This window comes from Mesorhizobium liriopis (genome assembly GCF_024053505.1).
GTDB classification, from domain to species: Bacteria; Pseudomonadota; Alphaproteobacteria; order Rhizobiales; family Rhizobiaceae; genus Mesorhizobium_B; species Mesorhizobium_B liriopis.
Genome location: NZ_JAMXQS010000009.1, coordinates 38,216 through 58,438, shown reverse-complemented (window position 1 = coordinate 58,438; position 20,223 = coordinate 38,216). Strand labels below are relative to the sequence as shown.

General features: G+C 66.4%; 15 protein-coding genes. All 15 read right to left on the bottom strand.

What is annotated here, in order from left to right; all coding sequences use genetic code 11:
• Window positions 1-246 precede the first annotated feature (246 nt).
• Window positions 247-1,377 (bottom strand): polysaccharide biosynthesis/export family protein, encoded by a 1,131-nt coding sequence (locus NGM99_RS18440; RefSeq protein ID WP_252821673.1) that lies wholly within the window; start codon window positions 1,375-1,377, stop codon window positions 247-249.
• Between the two features lie 178 nt (window positions 1,378-1,555).
• On the bottom strand, window positions 1,556-2,458 hold the full coding sequence (locus NGM99_RS18435; RefSeq protein ID WP_252821671.1) for a serine/threonine-protein kinase: 903 nt from the start codon (window positions 2,456-2,458) through the stop codon (window positions 1,556-1,558).
• Window positions 2,458-3,843 (bottom strand): type VI secretion system-associated protein TagF, encoded by a 1,386-nt coding sequence (gene tagF / locus NGM99_RS18430; protein WP_252821669.1) that lies wholly within the window; start codon window positions 3,841-3,843, stop codon window positions 2,458-2,460. The genes NGM99_RS18435 and tagF overlap by 1 nt, the downstream gene beginning before the upstream one ends.
• Window positions 3,844-3,845: 2 nt before the next feature.
• Window positions 3,846-7,334, bottom strand: coding sequence for a type VI secretion system membrane subunit TssM (gene tssM / locus NGM99_RS18425; RefSeq protein ID WP_252821667.1), 3,489 nt, complete (start codon window positions 7,332-7,334; stop codon window positions 3,846-3,848).
• Complete coding sequence (gene tssL, locus NGM99_RS18420; protein ID WP_252821665.1) at window positions 7,331-8,878, bottom strand: type VI secretion system protein TssL, long form; 1,548 nt, start codon at window positions 8,876-8,878, stop codon at window positions 7,331-7,333. The genes tssM and tssL overlap by 4 nt, the downstream gene beginning before the upstream one ends.
• The gene (gene tssK, locus NGM99_RS18415; RefSeq protein ID WP_252821662.1) at window positions 8,875-10,212 is read right to left on the bottom strand and encodes a type VI secretion system baseplate subunit TssK; all 1,338 of its coding nucleotides are present in this window, start codon (window positions 10,210-10,212) and stop codon (window positions 8,875-8,877) included. Before tssK ends, tssL begins: the two co-directional genes overlap by 4 nt.
• Window position 10,213: 1 nt before the next feature.
• Window positions 10,214-11,458, bottom strand: coding sequence for a type VI secretion system-associated FHA domain protein (locus NGM99_RS18410; RefSeq protein WP_252821660.1), 1,245 nt, complete (start codon window positions 11,456-11,458; stop codon window positions 10,214-10,216).
• Window positions 11,459-11,468: 10 nt separating this feature from the next.
• Complete coding sequence (gene tssG, locus NGM99_RS18405) at window positions 11,469-12,473, bottom strand: type VI secretion system baseplate subunit TssG (RefSeq protein ID WP_252821656.1); 1,005 nt, start codon at window positions 12,471-12,473, stop codon at window positions 11,469-11,471.
• Window positions 12,470-14,242, bottom strand: a complete 1,773-nt coding sequence (tssF, locus tag NGM99_RS18400) for a type VI secretion system baseplate subunit TssF (RefSeq protein ID WP_252821655.1) — start codon at window positions 14,240-14,242, stop codon at window positions 12,470-12,472. The genes tssG and tssF overlap by 4 nt, the downstream gene beginning before the upstream one ends.
• A complete protein-coding gene (gene tssE / locus NGM99_RS18395) occupies window positions 14,235-14,744 on the bottom strand; it encodes a type VI secretion system baseplate subunit TssE (RefSeq protein WP_252821652.1) in 510 nt (169 codons plus the stop codon). The genes tssF and tssE overlap by 8 nt, the downstream gene beginning before the upstream one ends.
• A complete protein-coding gene (locus NGM99_RS18390) occupies window positions 14,737-15,555 on the bottom strand; it encodes a type VI secretion system accessory protein TagJ (protein WP_252821650.1) in 819 nt (272 codons plus the stop codon). Before NGM99_RS18390 ends, tssE begins: the two co-directional genes overlap by 8 nt.
• A 25-nt stretch (window positions 15,556-15,580) precedes the next feature.
• Window positions 15,581-16,963 carry a type VI secretion system contractile sheath large subunit gene (gene tssC, locus NGM99_RS18385; protein WP_252821648.1) on the bottom strand — a complete coding sequence of 461 codons (1,383 nt, stop codon included), beginning with the start codon at window positions 16,961-16,963 and terminating at the stop codon, window positions 15,581-15,583.
• 43 nt (window positions 16,964-17,006) lie between these two features.
• A complete protein-coding gene (gene tssC / locus NGM99_RS18380; RefSeq protein ID WP_252821646.1) occupies window positions 17,007-18,488 on the bottom strand; it encodes a type VI secretion system contractile sheath large subunit in 1,482 nt (493 codons plus the stop codon).
• A 23-nt stretch (window positions 18,489-18,511) separates the two neighbouring features.
• A complete protein-coding gene (gene tssB / locus NGM99_RS18375) occupies window positions 18,512-19,033 on the bottom strand; it encodes a type VI secretion system contractile sheath small subunit (protein WP_252821644.1) in 522 nt (173 codons plus the stop codon).
• 91 nt (window positions 19,034-19,124) lie between these two features.
• Window positions 19,125-20,183: a type VI secretion system protein TssA gene (gene tssA / locus NGM99_RS18370; protein ID WP_252821642.1), complete on the bottom strand. Its 1,059-nt coding sequence runs from the start codon at window positions 20,181-20,183 to the stop codon at window positions 19,125-19,127.
• Window positions 20,184-20,223: the final 40 nt, after the last annotated feature.

Genomic DNA, 20,223 nt, shown 5'->3' with positions numbered 1-20,223 from the left:
TCCTGTCAGCCTGAAATCAGGGAACGCATTGAGAGGATATATGTGAACTAAGCTTCACGCTCGGTTTCCAGCTCATATTTCCTCTGAGCAGCCACATAAGCTGATGTGCGAGCAGCGTGTGCATCCCATCATTAGTGGTCAAGTTGCCAACAAAATCTCGGGGAAGCTACAGATATGGAGTCTTAACCCTCTTTTAGGGTTGATCCGATCCATCGGCTCTCTGGCCTGCCGCCAATCAAGAGACTCTCATTCAGGCAGTGGTGCCGCAGCAGTTGGTGGCGCCTTCTGGAAGACTTGAAACGCCTTGCCGAGATTGGCTGAAGCGGTATTGGGGACATAAAGCACGTCGCCCGCGCGCATCTGGAAGCTCTGCATCTGGAAGAAGGACGGCGTCTTGGTCATGTCCACCAAATAGACCATCGGCACTGGCGGCGACTGCACCGAGCTGGCAGGCGCTACACCGAGCGAGCGGGCAACAGCTGCGGGCTCGTAGCGGAAGAGGTAGACCTTCTTAGGATTGGCTCGATCGTCGAGCAACCCGCCCGCGCGCGCAACGGCCTGCGCCATACTCATGCGGCCTGGTTCGAAATTGAATTCGCCAGGGCTTTTGAAGGCGCCGAAAGAGGTGAAACTCGAGGCTTGGCGACGTACGAAGATCTGATCGTTGGGTTGAACATGGATGTTCTGGCGCGGGTCCGACAGCACGCGCTCCATTGATGCACTGGCCGAACGTGCACCGCGCAGAACCGAGATCTCCAACTCTCCTGGCGGCGAAGCGGGTCCCCCGCCCATGGCAATAGCGTCGAGCACCTTTTCGCCTTGTGGAGATAAGTTGAAGCGGCCTGCACCCTTCACGTCGCCGCTGACCGTGAAGCCGCTCGATCCGGATTCCGTAACATAGACCGAGGCCTGCGGCGACACGGATGAGCCTCTAAGGCTGCCTGCAATGCGATCCTGAAGCGCGGAGGGCGAGGAACCCGCAGCCCGGACACGACCTGCGAAAGGAAGGTTGACCGAGCCATTATTGTCGATGCGGAAGGTGCCGAGTTGCAAGGCCTTGCTCTCGGCCGAACTTAGGAGCCCGTCCGTGCCGGTATCGAAAATCTTAACGTCTATCGTGTCGCCGGCGCGTAGGACATTGCCGTTGTATTTGGAGTTGCCGAGCGCAGCCAAGCCGTCACCGACGGTGGTGGTCGAGTAAGCGAGTGGGAAATCGCCGAGTTCTACCACTGGGAACTTGCCTTGCGCGCTGGCACGCGCAGTGCGCTCAACGGCGCCCGCGGAAGGCCCCGAACCCGCCGTGGTACAGGCGGAAAGCAGGCCGAGCGCGCCCGCGACGATCAATGCCCGGCTGCCTGTGCGGCGCCAGCCTTTCATGCCCCTCATCCGTCCCTCTCGTCCCTGCCGGCCCCAGAGCCCGACCTGTCAGTCTTACCTAGGGGCGTTCCAGCCTTTGTGTATGGTTGCAGAGAACCCCTGTGCCAAGCATTCGCTGCACGGCTCATGCCAGAAAGTAAAACAAATGATAAGTGTGGCACCGAGGCCGCATTCTCTGTCATATTTCAAGGGGTTCACCAAAATGAAGGGCGTCGAGCGCAGCCCTTGCCTCGGCGATACTTGGAAAGCGCGCGGCACGATCCGGTGTTGCCAGATGATCGGCCCATGCAGCGAGCGGGCCCGAAGCGTCCGGGGGCAAGCAGGCGCGAATCACGCGGCCGAGCGCGAAGAGGTCGGCGCGGGCGTCGAGCGGCACGGCGCCGGCGGCCTGTTCAGGCGAAGCGAAATGGTGGCTCTGTGCCTGCGTAAGCTCGCGGTCGCGATGGCATTCACCGATGGCTAGCGAGAGACCGAAATCGGCGAGCAGCGCGTCTTCGAGCTTTCCTCCAGGCAGCACGATGTTGGCGGGCGAGAGATCAAGATGGAGCAGGTTTGCGGCGTGGACCGCTGCGAGCGCCTCGCACAGGCGCGCCGCGAGACGCGCGGCTTGCGGTTCCATCAGAGTTTCCTCGAAGAGACGGTCGGCGAGCGAAGGGCCCTTCACATAATCCATGAGAATGCCTGGCCGACCGTCGGGCAGGCGGAGAAGGGCGCGGATGGGAAGGATCGCGGGATGAGCGAGCTGAAGTTGGTGCCGGGCTTCGCGTTGGAGAAGATCGCGCAGGATGGGCTCGTGGCGGCGGTCTTCGCGCAGGGATTTTAGGGCATGCGCGGTACCGAGATCGCGGTGGCGAAGCTTGAGGACCACAAATGCGTTGCCCTGATGCAGCGTCTGATCGACCAGGAACGTGTCGGCGATGACGGCGTGGCCGTGGCCATCGAGCATCTCCTGCGTGCGGTCGAGCGCATCGCGCAGGGCATCTCGCGCGACGCGGCGGTCGGTGGGGTTCGGGATGGTGTCGAGCGCAGCGACGAGCGCCCGGTAGGCTTGGGCCAGATGGGGAAACGGCCCCTCGCCCATCAGCCGATGCCGCCGAACGATACGGCGCAGGCCGAGATGTTGTCGGGGGCGCCGGCGATCAGCGCGTCCTGTATCAGCGCCTCGGCCAGAGCCTCGGTTTCGAGTTCGGACATCCGTGTCGCGATCAGGCGTTCGGGCACGACGCGGGGCAGTGCGCCGGACAGCAGCAGGAAGCGGTCGCCGTCCTGAAGCTGGCCGGAAACCGTGTCGCAGGCGAATTGCGCAGCCCCACCCACGCTGCGCGACAGGCGGCGGCGCAGGCCCACTTCCATATGGTCGCGGGTGAGCGGGCGCATCAGCCCGTCGCGAAACAGATAAACGCGCGCGTCACCGGCCCAGACCACCGCGAACTCCTCTTGAGTGGAAACCAGGGCGACGACTGCCACGCTCGGCGGCTCGTCCGCGCCGATGCGCAACAGCGTATTCACGGAGCCGAGCGCGCCTTTGGCGCTGGCAACGAGATCGGCCAGCCGCTCGGCGGGCTCGACGCGCGACAGGCGCTCGATCGTCAGCTCGGCCGCTTGTGCCGCAGCGGGGCTTTCGCCTTGGCCATCGGCCAGCGCATGGAGATGGGCAAGAGCGGGGTCGCTCAATCGGTCTGCATTGAGGCGCAGGCGCGTGCCGGGATGGGAGGTTCCGGCAGCGTCGGCGCGAAGAGGTTCTACCGCCCGAACGGGCCGCGGTGCAGAGCGCGCGGGCGGCGGCGGCGAGGGATGCGCGACGACCGGCCTGGGCACTGCTGCGTTGCGCGCGGACACAAGCGGGGCGGCCTCCTCTTCCGTCGCGCTGCCCAGAAAGCGGCCGAAGCTGTCGGGCGCGGGCAGGCCAAGGGCTGCAAAGCGGCGATCCTCGCGGCGGCCTTCCGTCCACCAGAAGGAACGGTCGGTTTCGGGCGGCAGGCTCTGATAGGCGCGGCTGTCGCCGGTGGCGGGCGGCAGTTGGGCGAGTTGCCGGTCAAAGCTCGCGAAGTCGAAACCGGGTGCTGTGGCGCGGCGCAAGAGTGTTTCGGTGGCCGTGAACCAATTGCTTTCGCCGCACAGCGCGCGGGTGGGGCCGCGATAGTTCAGAAGCCGGGACACCAGAAAAAGTGGAAAAGCGCGGCCTACGCGATCCGTGCTCGGCACCATCACGCCCATCACGGGTGTGCGGCCCACCACCTCCGCGCCGAGCACGAAGCGCCATGCGGGCATCTTGGCGAAGCCCGCGCGCCACGCCTCGCCGCGCTCGCGCCGCTCATGGTCGAGCGCCTTTTGCAGCCAGCGATCGAGCAGGTCGCGCAAGGAGCGGTCGAAGCGGTTCGCCACGAAATCGCCCTGGCTCGCGAGCTTGCCGAAAAAGCCGGTCTCGGCTTCGAGCCCGCGCGAGAGCGGTGCCGCCGCGCGCACCGTCAGAGACCCTCCGGGCAGCGAAACGCCTTCATGGCATCCGTGGCGAAGGGGTTGATGACCGAGCCCGTCTGCACCTCGAACTCGGCCCAGCGGGTCTGCACGTTGAACCGCGCGGTGAAGCGGTCGGCGCTGACCGCCGACTTCTCTGCCGCATCGAACAGCCGCATGGCCGACCATGGGCCAGTGCGCGACAAGGCCCCTTCCCAGCCGCCAGGCAGCACGATCACCAGAGAGCGCGTCGAGCCCTCACGCGACGGCCAGGGAATAGTCTTCGACGCCGGCGGGCGCCCTTGCGAATAGGCCACGCGCTCGCCGCCGATCTCGAGGATCACGGCGGAGGCCTCTGGGTCGAGCGCTTTCGGCGTGATGTTGAGGCTGATCGAGGGGCGCTCACCATCGGTGAAGAAAGCGTCCGAAATGGCCTGCGCGCGGGCGAATTGCTGCAGCGCCTCGCTCTGCGCGCCTTCCACGCCGAAGGTGCCCTTCCAGCGCCACGGATTGCTGCTCGTATCCACGAAGGGCCGCAAGCGGTTGTCGAAGAAGGAGCGGAAAACGCCCTTGGGGCCGAACACGCGAACGAAATCGTCGATGGCGACTTCGCGGTCGGTGTCGGCGGCGAAGGGATAGCGGTCGGCCACCGTTTCGCGGCAGATCCGTGCGCCGTTGGCTCGCCATTCGGTGTCGAGGCTGGCGCGCGCGGTGTTGACCGCGAGCGCTTCCACCTCGGCCGCGAGTGCCGCCACCCAGCCATCGACGGGCGGGGGCAGACGGCGGGCTTCCACCACCAGCGCCTGATTGGCCTCGTTAAGCTTGCCGTCCACATCGAAGATCGCGGCCACTTCAGCCGAAGAGGCCGAAGCGCGGGAAAGCTGCGCGTAGAGCGCTTCGATGAGCGGCTGGAGCGCCTGGATCTGCGAGGGCGGTTCCTGGCCCTCCGTGGCGGGTGCCGAGCCGGGCGCGGGCGTGTTCAGCGCCTCGCGGAGTTTCTGGTAAGGATCGGGCAGCGAGGCCGGATCGACGGGCAGGAGTGCCACCAAGGGGTTCGCCTCGGTGGTGTTATCGCCCGCGATACCACCCATCAGATGAGTGGAATCGGCGACCGATTTCGACAACTCGACCAGAATGTATGGCGCGCTCGACAGTGTGCGGGACACTTCCGTCATGTCCGACAGGTTTTCCGAATGGCGGATCGTGATGTCGGACAAAAGCGTGCGCCAGCGCTCCTCGAATTCGGCGAGATAGAGGCGCAGCGCGTCGCGGCCGATATCGGACGTACTCTGGCTGCCCTCGGCTTTCCGCCCACGCACCCATTCCTCGTCGAGCGCGGTTTGCGCCGATTGGGCGAGCTTGGGCAGGATCACCGTCTGAAAGCCCGCGCGTGTGAAGATGCCGGGTATGCCGTCGCGCAGGGACTTCTCCGAGCGCCGTGCGAACGCCGCCTCGCCGCTGGTGCCGAGCGCGGACGCGGCCGTCCACTGCGTGAGCGCAGCGGCCTCGGGGGTCGAACGCAACAAGTCGTAGGCGCGGGCGGCGAGCGACTGGCCGGCGATACGCTCGCGCGCCTCTCGCACCAGCCGTTCGTCGAGCGTCAGGTTGGCGAGCGGACGGGCAACGAGGGCATCCACATGGGCACCAAGGCTTGCCCGCGAGGTGGCGCGGCCGTCACCCGGATAGCGCTCGGCGAAGATATTATTTGCCTGCGCCTTCACGAAAGCCGGGTCGAGCGGTCCTTCGCCGCCGAGCATGGCATAGAGCTTCAGCGCGTCGAAGGTTTGCGCCACCGTGATGTCGGGCTTGGCGAGACGGTTCTGCAGCTCCACCATCAGGCGCGGCAGGAGCAGGGCGTTCAGCGCGCGGCCATAGGCGAGCTGGTGGCTGCCCTCGACCTTTTCGCCCTGGTTCAGACCGAAATCGACGCCGAGCGGGGCCGGCTCCCCGAACTTGGCGGTGGCGTTCTTCAGCGTGTCGAGCGAAGGCAGGATGCGCAGGAAATCGGCGTCGGCCACGTCGCGGGTCGGAATGCCGCGCGACTGCTCGCCGAACACGCGCGTCTGCTCCTCGGCGTAGGCGATGGCCGAGCGGTTGTGGAGATAAGCGCTGATCCAGCCGCCGAGCACCACGAGCACGAGTGCTGTGGCCACGCCGAAGGCGATGCGGCGGATCAGAAGGGAGCGGCCTGAAAGCCGCCGGTCGCGCGCGACAAGCGCCGCTTCCTCGAAGATAACCTCGTTGAAGAGGCGCTGGAGGAAATAGGAGCGACGCATGGAGCGCCCGCTTTTCGCAGGCTGCAGAAGGGCCGCCGCCCCGTCCTGCGTGCCCGACGCGATGTAAACGCCGCGCACGAGTGGCGCCGACACCATCTTCGAGGCCGAGCAGAGTTCGGACAGGACCTCGTGCACCGGCTCGCGCAGGAGCGACAGCCGCGCGGGCAGCTGGAAGATGCGGCCGCGCGCTTCGATGTCGGGCTCCTGCTGGAGCCGTTCGAGCAGCATCGCCGCCACGCGCTCGCGCAGCAGGTCGAATTCCGACAGGAACTGGTCGGGCAGGAGGCGCGGGTCCTGGCTGAGATCGAGGTCGAAGGTCATGCCCCAGACCTGATCGCGGTCGGTTCGCGAGAGCCCGTCGAAGAAGGCTTCGAAGCCGTCGAGCAGGTCGGCCTTGGTGAGCACGAGATAGACCGGCACGCGGGCGCGCAACAGCTCGTCCATCTCGCTCAGGCGCTGGCGGATCGAGCGAATTTCTTCCAGCCGCTCGGCGGGGTCACGGTCGAGCAGGTCGGGAATGGACAGCGTGACAAGCACGCCGTTGATGGGCTGCGAGGGCCGGCGCTTGCGCAGCATGGCGAGAAAGCCGTTCCAGCCCGCTTTGTCGATGCCGCCGAAGCCGGTTTGCGTGGTGTAGCGCCCGGCGGTGTCGATGAGGATCGCGTCTTCGGCGAACCACCAGTCGCAATGGCGCGTGCCGCCCACACCGCTCAACGGCTCGCCGCCGGAACCGTCGCCAATCGGGAATTTCAGGCCGGAATTCGTAAGGCTCGTGGTCTTGCCCGAGCCCGGCGCGCCCATCAACAGATACCAGGGCAGTTCATAGACATAACCGAAGCGCTTGCCCGAAACCTTGCGCAGCGTGACGAGCGCATCCTTGAGGCGCGTGCGCAGCGTCTCGACCTCGGCGCGCGCTTCGGCGTCGGGGTTGCCCTGGCCGTCGGAGGCGATGTCGTCGATGAGCGCGGCGTCGGCGCGCTTGGCTCTGAACCACGACCAGACGGTCCAGCCGATCCAGAGGACGACCACGACGCCGATGGCGACGAGGCGGTTGAAGGCGGGCTCGAGGGGGCGGAACGTGCCCCAGCCCAGCATCGAGCCGTAGAACCAGATGACGATCGCGATCGCCAGAACCCAGATCAGCGAAAGAAAGCGCTGCCCGAGAATGCCGGCATAGGAATCGACATAGGCGCGGATCGTATAGAAGATGCTCAATGGGTTCATGGCTGAGCACCTCCCTGAGCGGGATTATCGGCAGGGGCCGAATTGTTGGCCGGAGCCGGACTGTCAGGCGGTGGCGTTCCATCGGGCGGGGCCGGATTGGGCGCGACGCCCGCGCGGTTGGCCGCGCCCTCCACCAGGATTTCCGTGCGGCGGTTGGCTTCGCGGCCGGCATCCGTCGCGTTGTCGCCGACTGGCTCGGTGTCCGCGCGGCCCTCGAACTTGATCGCCTGCGGCCCCGCGAACTCCTGCAGAATTTCCGCCACGGCCTTGGCGCGGGCATTCGAGAGATGCCAGTTGGACGGGTACTGGATCGTGTTGATCGGGACGTTGTCGGTGTGGCCGATCACGCGCGCGGTGAAATTCTCCGAGGCGATGGCCGTGCCGATGCGTGACAGGAGATCGCGGAAATCGTCTTTCACATCGGCACTTCCCGTGTCGAACAGACCGGTGTTGCGGATGCGCACGAGCACGGCATTGCCGTCGCGCGACAGTGAAACGAGGCTCTGGTCCACTTCCGGCTGAAGGAAGCGGGCGAACTCGCCGATGGCGTCGCGCTGGGGCGGGGTATCGGCCGGCGGTTCCTGCTTCGGCGGCGCGTCGTCGTTGCCGACCTCTACCTTGGCCACCTCGGTAGGCTTTTCGGGGGCCGGCAGAAACGCGATGCTCGGCGTCGGCTGGGGGACCGCACCCACGAAGCCAGCGAGCGTGCCATCCGAGGCACGGTTGAGTGCCAGCGTGAAGAACAGGTAGCCGAGCGCGAAGATCAGGACGAGCGCGCCGAGCAGCGCCCAGAGTGCGGTCCAGTTGCGCAACGGCGTGTGGCGCGCGGAGATGCCCCGCCAGTGGGGCGACAGCTCGCGCTCGAACTCGCCGAACTGGCCTTTCAGCGTGCGGTAAAGCCCGTCGCGCACCTGCATCAGCTCCAGCGTGCCGCGCGGGGAGACGCGGGTGCGGCCCTCGAAGGCGAGCGACAGGCTGAGATAGATGAGAAGCAGGATATCCTTGTTGGCGCCGGGATTGCGGTGGAAGTGGTCGAGCAGGTCGAACACCCGGTCGCCGCCCGTCACGTCCATGTGGAAGGTGGAGACAAGACCTGAGCGCGCCCAGCCGCCCTGCACGCCCCATGGCTGGGAGAGAACCACGTCGTCGATGGTCGCGCAGACCACGTAATGGGCGGCGCGTGCGCGCTCGGGCGCGATGCGCGCGCCGGCAAGGTCGCGCTCGTAATCGCGCACGGCGGCAATGGCGAGCGCGCGCAGGCCATCGATATCGGGCTGCGTGTGCGCCTCCCGCAGCGCATGGGCCAGCGCCAGCATGGGGGCGGCTGCCGTGACGATGGCCGGCAGACCACCGCCGACGAGAAATTCGCTCAAAAGCTTTTCGAAACGCTCGGCGCTGACCGCGCGGTTGTTCTCGCCGGGGCGCGGCTGGGACAGGTCGTCGAACACATCGGCCAGACCGGACGCCAAGGCCGCACGGCGCTGCGCCTCGGCTGTCGGCGCAATCGCGGTCGGCTCGCGCAGGGGATCGGTGTCGGGCGTCATTCCTTCAGCGCCCACAATTCGAGTTCAAGCCCCGGAAATTCGCCGGCTAAGTGAAGGGCGATGGCGCCCGAGCTTTCGAGCTGCTTCCACATGGGTGCGGCCGTATCGAGCTCGAAATAAACGGTGCCCGAGCGGTAAGGCAGCTGGCGCGGCAGGACGGGAAGCGGGCGCACTGGAATGCCCGGCAGCGCCACATTGACGAGTTCGGCGATGCGCTCGACTGGGCCGACCTTGATCTGGTTGGGCAGGTTGCGGCGTAGCGCTTCGGACGGCATGTCCGCGCGGACCGCCAGCACGAAGCCGGTGCCGACCAGCAGCGTGCGGTCGTTGATGGTGCCCACGCGCACGCCATAACGGCGCTCCTGCAACGGAATGGCGACCGCCGCCTGTTCGAGCACGGCGGACAGCGAGGCGCGCAGATCGTCGAACACGGCGGCAAAGGTCGCCTGCAGATCGTCGTGGCGATAGGGCGGAAACTCGGTGGCGCGCTTGGTGGGCGCGGTGAAGGTCGCAAGCTCACCGGCCAGCTGGAGGCAAGAGCGGTAGAAATCCTCGGGATGGATCTGGCGGGCTTGCGAAGCGAGATGGGCGAGCAGCGGCTCGGCGCGGTTGAGCGTCTGGAGCAGCAGGAAATCGCCCACTTCGGCGGTGCCCCGCACGGTCGGGTCGCCGATGCGCTGGGAAACGGCTTCCGCCCGATGGCGCACGATGCCCAGAAGCTCGGTGAGCAGCGCCAGAAGCCGCCCGCCGGAATCACAGTTGAGGCTCGGGGGAATGAAGCCTTCGTCCAGCACCACGGCCTGATCGGGGCGGACCTCGACCACGCGGGCGAGTGCGATCAGTTCCTGCCCCCCCAGCTCGTCGCCTGTCACCAGATGGCGCAGGCGCAAACGGCCGACTTCGATGGGGGCCGAGAAATCGCTGCCGGCATTGGCGTCGGGCACCTCATAGGCGGAGACAGCGACGCGGATGCTCGGTCCCCCCGTTTCCTCATCGGCGATATCCGCGCGGCCGGGGCGGCGGGAAGGGAGTGCGAGATAGACGATCGCGTCCTTGATGCCGGCGGGCAGGTCGGCGGCGGGCGGCAGGTCGGCGTCGCCGGGCGCCTCGAAGGCCGTGCCGTCGGGCATGATGCCGCGAATGGCGGTGAGCGCGAAGCGGCCGATCGACAGCGCTTCGCGGTCGATCTCGATGTTCGACACGCCCCAGCCATAGAGGCGCAGATCGCGCACGGAGGCGCGCACGGTGCGCTCCGTCCACCGGTCCGCCTGCTGAAAGTGCTGAACCCGGAGGAACATGCCTTCGGTCCAGGCCACGCGATTCTCGTGCCTCATGCTACCTTTCCGGCTTCGCGGAGGATGGGTCCGCGCGCAGCTCTTCGAATTCGTCGTCGACCGGCGTGGCCGTGCCCATCAGCCGCGCGGTGAAGCGCGCGCGGGGGCTGCCGTTCACGGAAACGCCGCGATAGGTCTTGGAAAACAGGCTCCAGATGCCGCGCATGCGCGTCAGCGCGGGCGTCAGCCGGTCGCGCACGCTCGGGGGGCCGGCGGTCTCCACCGCCGCGCGGCGTTCGAGCGCGTCGGGGTCGAGCTTGTCGGTTTCGCGCAGAAGCTCGCGCAGGGCATCCACCAACCGCTCGCGGTCGCGGCGCACTTCCGTGAGGCGTGTGGCGAGATCGGTGGCGGGCGCGATAGGCGGCGCTTCGCCGAGATCGTCGTAAAGCTCGCGCATTTCGCGTTCGGCAGAGCGCAGGGCTTCGCGCATGGTGTGCACTTCCGCGCCCATGCGGCGCAGAAAGAGCAGCGGGTCCTCGACCAGGCCGCCGCTTTCGCCAAGGCCCTGCAGAAAGGCGTCGAGCGCTTCGTCCGCCGTGGGGCCACCCGCCTGAACGGGCGCCTGATTCGTGTCGGGGCTGCGGGGCACGGAAGGCAGGCGCACGCGGGTGGAGGTCGCCATCACATGCTCGGAGCGCGAGCCGGCCTCGGCTTCGGTGTCCCAGTCATCGGGCAGCACGCCGCCGCCTGCGAGCACGGACGTGTCGGGCGGACCGCCCCAGCCGACGGAGGCGCGGGAAGCGGGCTGCGCCCTGCCCTCGCGCGGAGTGCGCTCGACCTCTTCGTTCATCCAGTCGTCGCCGAGCCGGCCGGGCAGGATGCCGGTCGCGGTGCGCCCACTTGGGGCCACATCGGCGAGAATCGAGGTGATGCTCGGCACCTCGTCGCCAAGCGACAGGTTCTGGTCGGGATCGACCCAGTCGGGCTCGATTTCGCCAGTGATCTCGACGCGAAAGCGGTTGCCGCTGATCGCGACCACCGAGCCGTCGCGCAGGCGCACAGTTTCGCCCTGCGCGAGCGAGCGGTTGTCGACGACCGTGCCGTTGGTGCTCTCGTCGCGCAGCGCGAAACCCTGGGCGTCGCGGGTGATCCGGCAATGCAGCGAGGAGGTGCGGCGTTCAGGGTCTGCGATTACCCAGGAACAGGTGTTCGCGCGCCCGAGCGTCATCTCGCCCTGTTCGAGCAGGCGCCAGCCTTTTTCGCCCGCCACCTGTTCGCCGCCCTGCTTGACCAGTCTCAACCGCATCGCAAGCCCCTCACGCAGCCGGGGCCTGGACAACCGCATCGCGGCTGTCAGCATTGGCAGGGGCGATGCGCGCCCAAGCATTCCAGCCAAGGCGCAGGCGGTGAACGGGATCGCCCAGGCGGCAGAACGGTACGTCCTCCTTGCGCAGCACCACCTGCACGTCGAAGCGCAGGCTCGGGCCGGCATAAAGACGGGCAAGCGCCATCAAGGCGTTGAGGCGCGGCGAGCCGGGTTCGAGCGAAAGGTAGTCGGCGTAAGCCACGGGCCCGACCACCACGCGGAAGCCGCCGGCATGGTCGCGCACTGCGGCCCCCGCCATCGCATCGACGCCGAGCCGCGCGCCTTTGGTTGCACCCAACGCCGTCTGCTCATGCGCGGGCACCTCGATCCAGCGCGGGTGGAACTGCTCGATTTCGACCGGCAGGCGCAGATAGTCGGCGAGCATGGAGCGCAACGCGCTCGCATTGCGCGTGCGGGAAGCGAAGAAGCCGGCATAGCGCAGCACGGTGTCGTCGCGCACGGCGTTGCGGGCGCGCAAAGTTTCCGAGCTGAGTCCAGCCAAGGACAGCAGCGCGCTGACAATGCGATTGGCACGGCCGAGCTTGCGCCAGCGCAAAAGGCGCGGCAGGCGATACTTCTCCCGCGCTTCGAGCATCAGCTCGAAAAGGGGAGCGGCGAAGATGTCGAGAAAGGCGCGCAGCGAGCGCGAGCGGCGGCGGTCCTCTTCGAGCACGGCCATCGTATAAGCAGGGGGCAGCGCGCCGAAGGCGCCGACGAGGCCGGCTACCGTCACATGAAAGCGCACTACGCCGTCGCGCTCCTCGGCGCGCGTGATGGCGGAAGGTGCGAGCGTGGTGGAAGCATCCGACACAATCTCGACGCGGCGTCCGGCCTGTTCGACCAAATGGATCGCGGTAGTTAGCTCGAAGCTCTGTGGGGCGGCTAAGAGGCGTTCGAGCGGGGTCGGGAGAGTTGCTTGGCTTTCTCCCACACGCGAGGCGACGGCGATGGTCATACGAGCCGCCTTTCCGCGATGCGCGCGGGAAAGCGTGCCACTGGCTCATCCTGGCCGCGCATGAGTGCGGTCATCCGCGTGAAGGAGTTGATCGAGGTGTAGAGCCCGAAAAAGCGGTCGAGCACGGATGCGAAGAGATAGGCGGCACCCCGGTCGATCTGGGCGGGGTCGAAAACGAGCGTCACATCCGTGCCCGGCACCATGCCGCCGCCCGAGACCCGCGCCATGGCGGGGCGCGAGGACAGGCCGGCGATGGCGTCGATCATCAGGTTCTGCTCGCGCCGGTCGCGCAGCACGTAAAGCCGCAGCATCTCCTTGAGCGCGGCACCATTGCCGTCGGTGAGCGAGAGGTGGTTGAGGTTGAGGTGGCTGACGAGCCGCCAGCGGCGCTCCTCGTCCTCGTCGAAGCGCATGGCGGGCGTGGGTGCCGAGAGCGCTTCCACGCGCGACACGCTGGCCGAGGGATCCACCAGTTCGAGGCGCGGATGGCCGCCGCCGAAAGGCAGGCGCTCGGGCAGGTCGCGGTTGAGGCAGACAGTATCGATGCTCGCCACCAGATCGGTCCGCTGGGAGGCCGCGCCGAAGCGCTCGACAAAGGCGATGGACACGTCGCTCGACTTGTCGAGCGGGTCGAAGGCACGGCGAAGTTGCCAGGCGAGCGCCTCGCTGTTCGCACCCTCAAAGAAATGCGGGGCCTTCTCCTTAGCCCCTTCGCGGTCGGTCAGCGTCACACCCACCACGCTGTGGACTTCGCGGGTGCGGTGGCGGCGCGCGTCGGGCACCAGCGCGTGCTCGGTGCGGGTGCCATCCACCACCACGGGCTCGGCGCGCTGGGCGAAAAGGTTCACGACCGGCGTGGCGTTGAGCACGAAGTTTTCCGCCGCCACGCTGCGCTCCAGCGCGCCATCGGCACGGTCGAGATAGATGAAGATGTCGAGCGTGTCGTGTTTCCAGGCGCTCAAGCCTTCGATGTCGAAGAACAGGAATTTCTGGGGCAGCGCGAAGAACTCGCCGAGCAGGCGATAGCCCATGAAGGAGGACGCCGGATAAGGCAGCATCCCCTCTTCCGCCTCGAAGCCCGCCGGCACGATGCGGTCGGGAGAGAGGAAAACCGGCTCGGTATCGTCGGCGTGGCGGGCCAGCGCGATGCCGACCGTGTGGTTGGCGATGAGTTCGTGGAGTGCGGTCGCCTCGCGCCATGCGCCGGCGAGGTGGAGGCGGAGGGAAGACAGCTTCGACGCCCCGATGGAGCCGCCGGGGCCGGTGGGGCGCAGAGATAGGCGCAGCACGGCCGCTGCCTTCAGTTGCGGCGCCAACGGCGCTTCGATGGGCTGGCCACCGAGCTTCGCGGCCGTCAACGCCACAGGTGCCAACCGCACATCCTGCGTGGTGCGAAAACGGCAACGCTCGTTTTCGATGGTCTCGGTGGAGATTTCCGTATGGCGCGACACCGTCTGCACGGCATCGAGACCGGCGACGGGCGAAAGGCGCACGGTCATCATGGAGGGGATGGGCGCGAGATAATGCGGGTAGAGCGTTTCCATCAGACTGCCCGTCAGTTCGGGAAACTCGTCGTCAAGCTTCTGGCGCACGCGCGCGGCGACGAATGCGAAGCTCTGGACGAGACGTTCCACATGCGGGTCGTCTGCCGCCTCGTCGGACAAGCGCAAGCGGCTCGCGACCTTGGGGTGCGCCTGCGCGAAACGCGCCGCGCGGCGGCGCAGCGCGGTCAATTCCTCGGAATAGCGGGCGAGGAAGCCGCTAGCCATGCGGAGCTTCCACTACGATGCGTTGCGTGGACGGGTCCACCGCCGTCTCGAAGGCCACCGCCGGAAAGCCGGCCTGCGCCACGTAGCTCGCCTCAATGCGCAGCCGCAGCGAGCGTTCGGACGGGTTGCGGGCGGGAAGAACCGACACGCGCACGGCCTCGAAACGCGGCTCGAACAAACGGATGCGTGTCTCCAGCCGTTCCGCAAAATTCTCGCGCTGCTTGGTGGTGACGAGCGAGGTGATGAAGAAGCCATCGACACCGAAGGACACCAGGGCATTATCCAGCTCGGCCAGCTTTTCGGGCGGCGAGACAGGCGGGCGGCGGGTGTTCAGAAGCGTTTCGAGATCGCGGCGGAGGTTTTCGCGGATCTCTTCCATCTGCGCGCCGACCGTCTTCGGCCGGTCCTCGAGGAGGTCCGGGTCGAGATCGACCACACGGTCGAGCAGCGAACGGCGCAGCGTTTCGGAAGTGGGGCGAAAACGCTCCAGCGGATCAGCCAAGGGCGGCCTCCTCCGCTGCGGCGTCGATGCTTTCCGCCCCTGACAGCGGTTCGATCTCCTCGCCGACCAGGAAGCAGCGCTGGCCCTGCCCCGCCATCAGCCCGCCCGGCAGTTCGATCCAGTTGGTCTGGCGGCCGAGGCGCAAGGGATCGGAAAGTTCGCTGGCGATGCCATAGATGGCCGGAATCAGCACTTCCGCCGCCGAGCCGCTTTTGAGTGTCAGGGTTGCGCGCCGCACGGCGAGGTCGCGCGGACGGCGGATGGGTTCGAGCGCGAGGTTTTCGACGCGCGCAAACTCGATCCAGAGGTAGGCGCCACCGGTGGTGATCACCTCGAAGGCGTGGAAGAGCCGGTCATCGGCATCGCGGAAGTCGGGTGCGGGCGCGCCGTTCCATATGAGTGATAAAGGCTCGCGGGCAGCTTCGAGCGCCTCATAGGCGGCACGTGCCGCGATGCCGTCCTTTTCGCGCAGAGCGAGGCCGAGACGCAGCGCCGCCTCGTCGGCCGGGCTCGGACCGCCGGGGAACGCGGGCACGGCACCTCCGCGGAACCATTTGTCGCGCGCGTCGAGCCCGCGAACCTGACCGCGCAGGATCGAGAGGCCGACCGCATCCACGGGCGAGATCTTGGCGGCTGCATCCGCCTGCTTGTCGGCACGCTCATAGTCGCCCAACAGGATCAGGAGGTCGATCAGCAGGAGGCGCGCCTGCGCGTCCTGCGGCTTGGCTTTCACCGCATCGAGCGCGAGCTTCAGCGCTTCCGTCAGCCGATCGGCGGAAAGAGCCTGTCCAATTGCTTCGCTTGCGCTCACGGGCGGCGTCCTTTCATGCAATTTCTCAAGCGCTGGCCCTCGCGGGCGCGGCACCACCGAGCGTTCCGGTTTCGGCAAGCAGGTGGAAGCTCGTCGCTACATCGTCGAGCTGGAAATGGGGCTGGAGGCGAACCGCACAGGCAAAGGCCCCCGCACGGCCCGCGAGTTCCTCGACCGACACTTGCGCCAAGCGCAGGGGGAAGCGCGAGCGCATGTCCGCATCCGCGTCGTCGTTGCCGAGCGTGTAGTTGGACAGCCAGTTATCGAGCTTGCGCTGGATCGAGTTGCGGTCGGCGAGCCGGCCCACTTCCTCGCGCAGGATGACTTTCAGGTAGTGGGCAAAGCGCGAGGCGCAGAGCACATATTGCAGCATGGCCGAAAGCCGCGCGTTCTGCGTGGCATGCTGGTTCGCATAATTCTGCGGCTCGTGCAGCGACTGGTTCGAGTTGAACACCGCCGTGCTCGACAGGTAGTTGGTGGAGATGGGCACGAGGCCCAGTTCGCTGATCTGCTGTTCCTGCAGGCTCGTCAGCCGCACCTCGACCGGCGCCTGCGCCGAAAGCCCCTGGCTTTCGAGGCCGAGTTCGAAGGGCGCCAAGGCCGAGACCAGACCGCCGCCCTCCTCATCCTGCGGCGCGCCGCGCAAGTCGGCGAACCAGCCCGACTGGAGGAAACGGCGGATGGCGACGCTGGCAAAAGCGAAGGCGCCATTGCCCCAGAGCAGGTGCGAGCCATCGGAGGTGGTGTCTTCGCGGAAGCGGAAACCGTCGATGCGCAGCCGCGTGTCGGGGTCGTACGGCCCGCGCAACAGGATGCGGGGCGCGACCAGCCCGACGAAACGCGTGTCCTCCCGCGCACGCAGGCGCTTCCAGCGGAACAGGCCGTTGTCGAGAAGTAGGCGCGACAGGTCTGGCAGGCGCGACAGCTCGGCGAAATTGTCGATCTGAAGCAGGCGCGGTGAAGCGCCGGCCACGAAGGGGCAGAAGGCTGCCGCCGCAACGGACGCGACCGCGCTCAAGGTGCCGACCGGATCGCGGCCCTCGCCATCGGGCAGGTGGCCGATTTCGTAATCGCCCACCAGCATGCCGAACGGCTCGCCGCCGGGCATGCCGAATTCCTGGGAATAGACCAGCTCGAACAGCCGGCTCTGGTCGAATTCCGTGGCGCGCTCCATGGCGCGGCTGAACTCGGTCCAGCCGATGCTCAGGATCTTGATCTTCACTTCCGGTGCGTTGCGCGAGGCGCGCAGGAGAAGCGCCAAGCCCCGCCAGCGCGCTTCCATGCTCTGGAACTGCGGATGCTGGATGATGCGGCTAGTCTGTTTCGAGAGAGCATCGTCGATAAGCGCCACGAGCCGGTCGGCCCGCAGGAAGGCGTCTTCCTGCGGGGCCGAACTCGGTCTGTTCATTGCGGCCGCTTCAGCTCCCATCGCGGTCGGGGTGCTTTTCGGATCAGCTCTTTTCCGGAATGCGGGCGACCATGCGCAGCGAGGTCGTCAGTTCCTCCATCTGCAGCCATGGCCGCATCCAGGCCACCGCATTATAGGAGCCGGGGCGTCCGGCCACCTCTTCCACGGTAACCTTGGCATCGCGCAGCGGGAACTTGGCGCGCATCTCCTCGCCGGCATCCTCGTTGGCGTTGACGTAGCCCGCGATCCAGCGGTTCAGCCAGTTCTCGACATCCTTGGCTTCCATGAAGGAGCCGATCTTGTCGCGGCCCATGACCTTCAGGTAATGCGCGAAGCGCGAGGTGGCCATGATGTAGGGCAAGCGCGCGGAGATCGCCGCATTCGCGGTGGCTTCCGGCCGGTCGTAGAGCTTGGGCCTGTTGGCCGTCTGCGCGCCGAAGAACACAGCGTAATCGGTGTTCTTGTAGTGGCAGAGAGGCAGAAAGCCGAGCTTGCCGAGTTCGGCATCGCGACGGTCGGTGATGCCGACTTCCGTCGGGCACTTCACGTCGAGATCGCCGTCGTCCGAGGTGAAGAGATGCATCGGCAGGTCCTCGACCTTGCCGCCATTCTCGGCACCACGGATGGCCGTGCACCAGCCATTGATCGAGAACGAGTTGGTGAGCCGCGCGCCCAAGACATAGGCGGCGTTCATCCAAGTGTAGTTCTCGTGCGGCAGCTGCTTGTTGTCGCGGTCGATGGTCTCGTCATAGTTGAACTCGTCCACGCGCACCGTTTCGGGCCCATAAGGCAGGCGGGCGAGGACGCGCGGCAGCGCGAGCGTGACGAAGCGCGAGTCTTCCGATTCGCGGAACGAGCGCCACTTGATGTATTCGGCGGTGTCGAAGATCTTCTCGAGATCGCGCGGACGCGCCAGCTCGCGGAAATCGTCGAAGCCGAACAGGCGCGGGCTCGCAGCCGAGATCAGCGGCGCGAAAGACGCCGCTGAAATCGCGGCCAGCCCCTGCAAGAGCTGCACGTCCTCGAACGAGTTCGAGAACTCGTAATCGCCGATGATGGCGCCCATCGGTTCGCCGCCCGGCGTGCCGAACTCGTCCTCGTAGATGCCTTTGAACAGGCGCGACTGGTCAAATTCGACGGCCTTCGACAAGTCACGCGACAGGTCGCGCTTGGAGGCGTTCAACACGCGGATCTTGAGGTTGGCGCTGGTTTCGGAATTCGACACCAGATGGTGCAACCCGCGCCATGATCCTTCGAGCTTGGTGAAGGATTCCGACTGCATGATCTTGTTGAGCTGGCGCGAGACCTTGGCGTCGATCGCCGCGATCGCCTCGTTCAGCGTGATCGTCAGGTTGCGGTTGTAGACGACGGTGCCTTTCAAGGCCTCGTCGGTCAGCGTCTTCAACAGGTCCTGCGCACGGGCCGGCTCGGTCTGGCGGGTCGCCGCGATCACCTGGTCGAGAAGGGCGGGAGACTGCGCGTCGACGTTCTCGGTGCTGGTTCGGGTCTGGACTTCAGTGCTCATCGAAGGGTCCTTTCGCCGTTAAGTCAGTTGCCGGAAGGGGCCGGCTGGGTCTTCTTGGCGTCGATCTGGTCCATCAGGGACTTCAGCTCGCCCTTATTCTGGAGGATGTTTTCCAGAAGCGTTTCGAGCTCTTCCGAGCGGTCGGCTTTGGCCATCAGGTCGCGCAACTGGTTGCGCGCTTCGAGAAGCGCTTTGAGCGCCGGCACCTGATTGGCGACGGCTGCCGGCTCGAAGTCGTCGAGTTTCTCGAATTTCAGGTTCACGCGCATATCGGTGCCGTCACCGGCCAGCGTGTTCTCGACGTCGAGATTGAGCCCCGGCGTCATGCGGCGCATGACCTCATCGAAATTGTCGCGGTCGATCTGCACGAACTTGCGCTCGCCGAAGGGGCGCAGGGGTTGCGTCGGATTGCCGGAAAAATCGCCGAGCACGCCCACCACGAAGGGCAGCTCCTTTTCGATCATCGCGCCTTCGGTTTCCACCTCGTATTTGATGTGGACGCGTGGCTTGCGGACGCGTTCGAGCTTGTCGTGCACACTCGGCATTCCAGTCTCCTTCTGTGTCTTTCGGCTTCACCCAAGCGACGAGCCGTCCCCCGAACACGAAAATCGTGGGCGGCGGACAAAAGCCCGCCGCTCACGATGATCGATCAGGATTTGGCCTGATGCCTGCCGATATCAAGATGTTACGCCTCGTTTGTTCGTCCTGGACGAGTTCTGCGAGGAGTGCGGTGAAATCCATGCGCCCACGCGCGACGATCGTATCGAGGGCGCTTGCGACGGGCGACTGAGGTTCGGTGCGACGAAAATAGTCGGCGACGTCGAGGAGGCGGTCGAAGGCGTCCTCGCGCGAGCGGATGGGGCCCGCACCTTGCGCTTGCGCCGGGGTGCCCGCCGCTTCGGCAGCTTCGGGCACCTTGTCCGCGACTCCGCTTTCCGTGGCCACTTCGCGTTCCAGGCTACCCAGATTGATGACCGCGAGCCTCGCTTCATCGAGCACGCTGCGGATGGCAGACGAGGCGGGCGCCTCCGGGCCGCAGCGCGCATCGAGTGCTGCCGTCAGCGCGTTGAAGCTTTGCAGCGCGCGGGTGATCGCTTCGAGGTGCCGGCGCATGGCGGCTGGCCCTGCCTCGACGGCTGCATCCTTGAGTTTCTTGCGCCGCCCCTCCTCGCCCGGTCGCTGGGCGAGCTGGAAGTCCCACAGGCTCGACTGGAAGAAGCCGCGCTCGGGGATGACGGGCGAGAGGCGGATAGGCTGGATCAGGGTGCCTTCGCCGCCGACCCCGTTGAGCCCGCTGAAGGGAGCGACTTTGTCGGCCAGCGTGTCGCCATCGATGGAATGGAGTGCGTCGAAGCGGTCTTCCACGAGAGCCGTACCCAAGTCGAAGACCTGAGCAAGACCGGCGAAGCCGTTGAGCCTGAGTTCAGCCTCTGCAAGCCAGGCCAGAATTTCGATGTCGGATGTGGTGCCTTCCAGAAGCTCGACGGCAAGCGAACGCACGTCGCCCCAAGCCGGCGAAAGCCGGAAGGGCTCGCCCGGGGCTTGGCTGCGCTCCTCGTTGCGAGCCAACGAGCGGGCATCCTTCAGCCGGTAATAGAGCTCCACCTTCGAGCCCATCCTGATGTCCTCGCCGGCCGGCGAAACGGATGAGATCGGTGCGCTCAGACGCTCGATGTCGAGCGGCGCTGCTGCCATGCGGAAACCATTAAATGTTAATCCAGGGCTTGACTTAAAG

What these genes read in the sequence shown, in the direction of transcription:
- NGM99_RS18440 (WP_252821673.1), bottom strand. Translation starts at nt 1,377, where the DNA reads ATGAAAGGCTGGCGCCGCACAGGCAGCCGGGCATTGATCGTCGCGGGC.
- NGM99_RS18435 (WP_252821671.1), bottom strand. Translation starts at nt 2,458, where the DNA reads ATGGGCGAGGGGCCGTTTCCCCATCTGGCCCAAGCCTACCGGGCGCTC.
- tssM (WP_252821667.1), bottom strand. Translation starts at nt 7,334, where the DNA reads ATGAACCCATTGAGCATCTTCTATACGATCCGCGCCTATGTCGATTCC.
- tssL (WP_252821665.1), bottom strand. Translation starts at nt 8,878, where the DNA reads ATGACGCCCGACACCGATCCCCTGCGCGAGCCGACCGCGATTGCGCCG.
- tssK (WP_252821662.1), bottom strand. Translation starts at nt 10,212, where the DNA reads ATGAGGCACGAGAATCGCGTGGCCTGGACCGAAGGCATGTTCCTCCGG.
- NGM99_RS18410 (WP_252821660.1), bottom strand. Translation starts at nt 11,458, where the DNA reads ATGCGGTTGAGACTGGTCAAGCAGGGCGGCGAACAGGTGGCGGGCGAA.
- tssG (WP_252821656.1), bottom strand. Translation starts at nt 12,473, where the DNA reads ATGACCATCGCCGTCGCCTCGCGTGTGGGAGAAAGCCAAGCAACTCTC.
- tssF (WP_252821655.1), bottom strand. Translation starts at nt 14,242, where the DNA reads ATGGCTAGCGGCTTCCTCGCCCGCTATTCCGAGGAATTGACCGCGCTG.
- tssC (WP_252821648.1), bottom strand. Translation starts at nt 16,963, where the DNA reads ATGAACAGACCGAGTTCGGCCCCGCAGGAAGACGCCTTCCTGCGGGCC.
- tssC (WP_252821646.1), bottom strand. Translation starts at nt 18,488, where the DNA reads ATGAGCACTGAAGTCCAGACCCGAACCAGCACCGAGAACGTCGACGCG.
- tssB (WP_252821644.1), bottom strand. Translation starts at nt 19,033, where the DNA reads ATGCCGAGTGTGCACGACAAGCTCGAACGCGTCCGCAAGCCACGCGTC.
- tssA (WP_252821642.1), bottom strand. Translation starts at nt 20,183, where the DNA reads ATGGCAGCAGCGCCGCTCGACATCGAGCGTCTGAGCGCACCGATCTCA.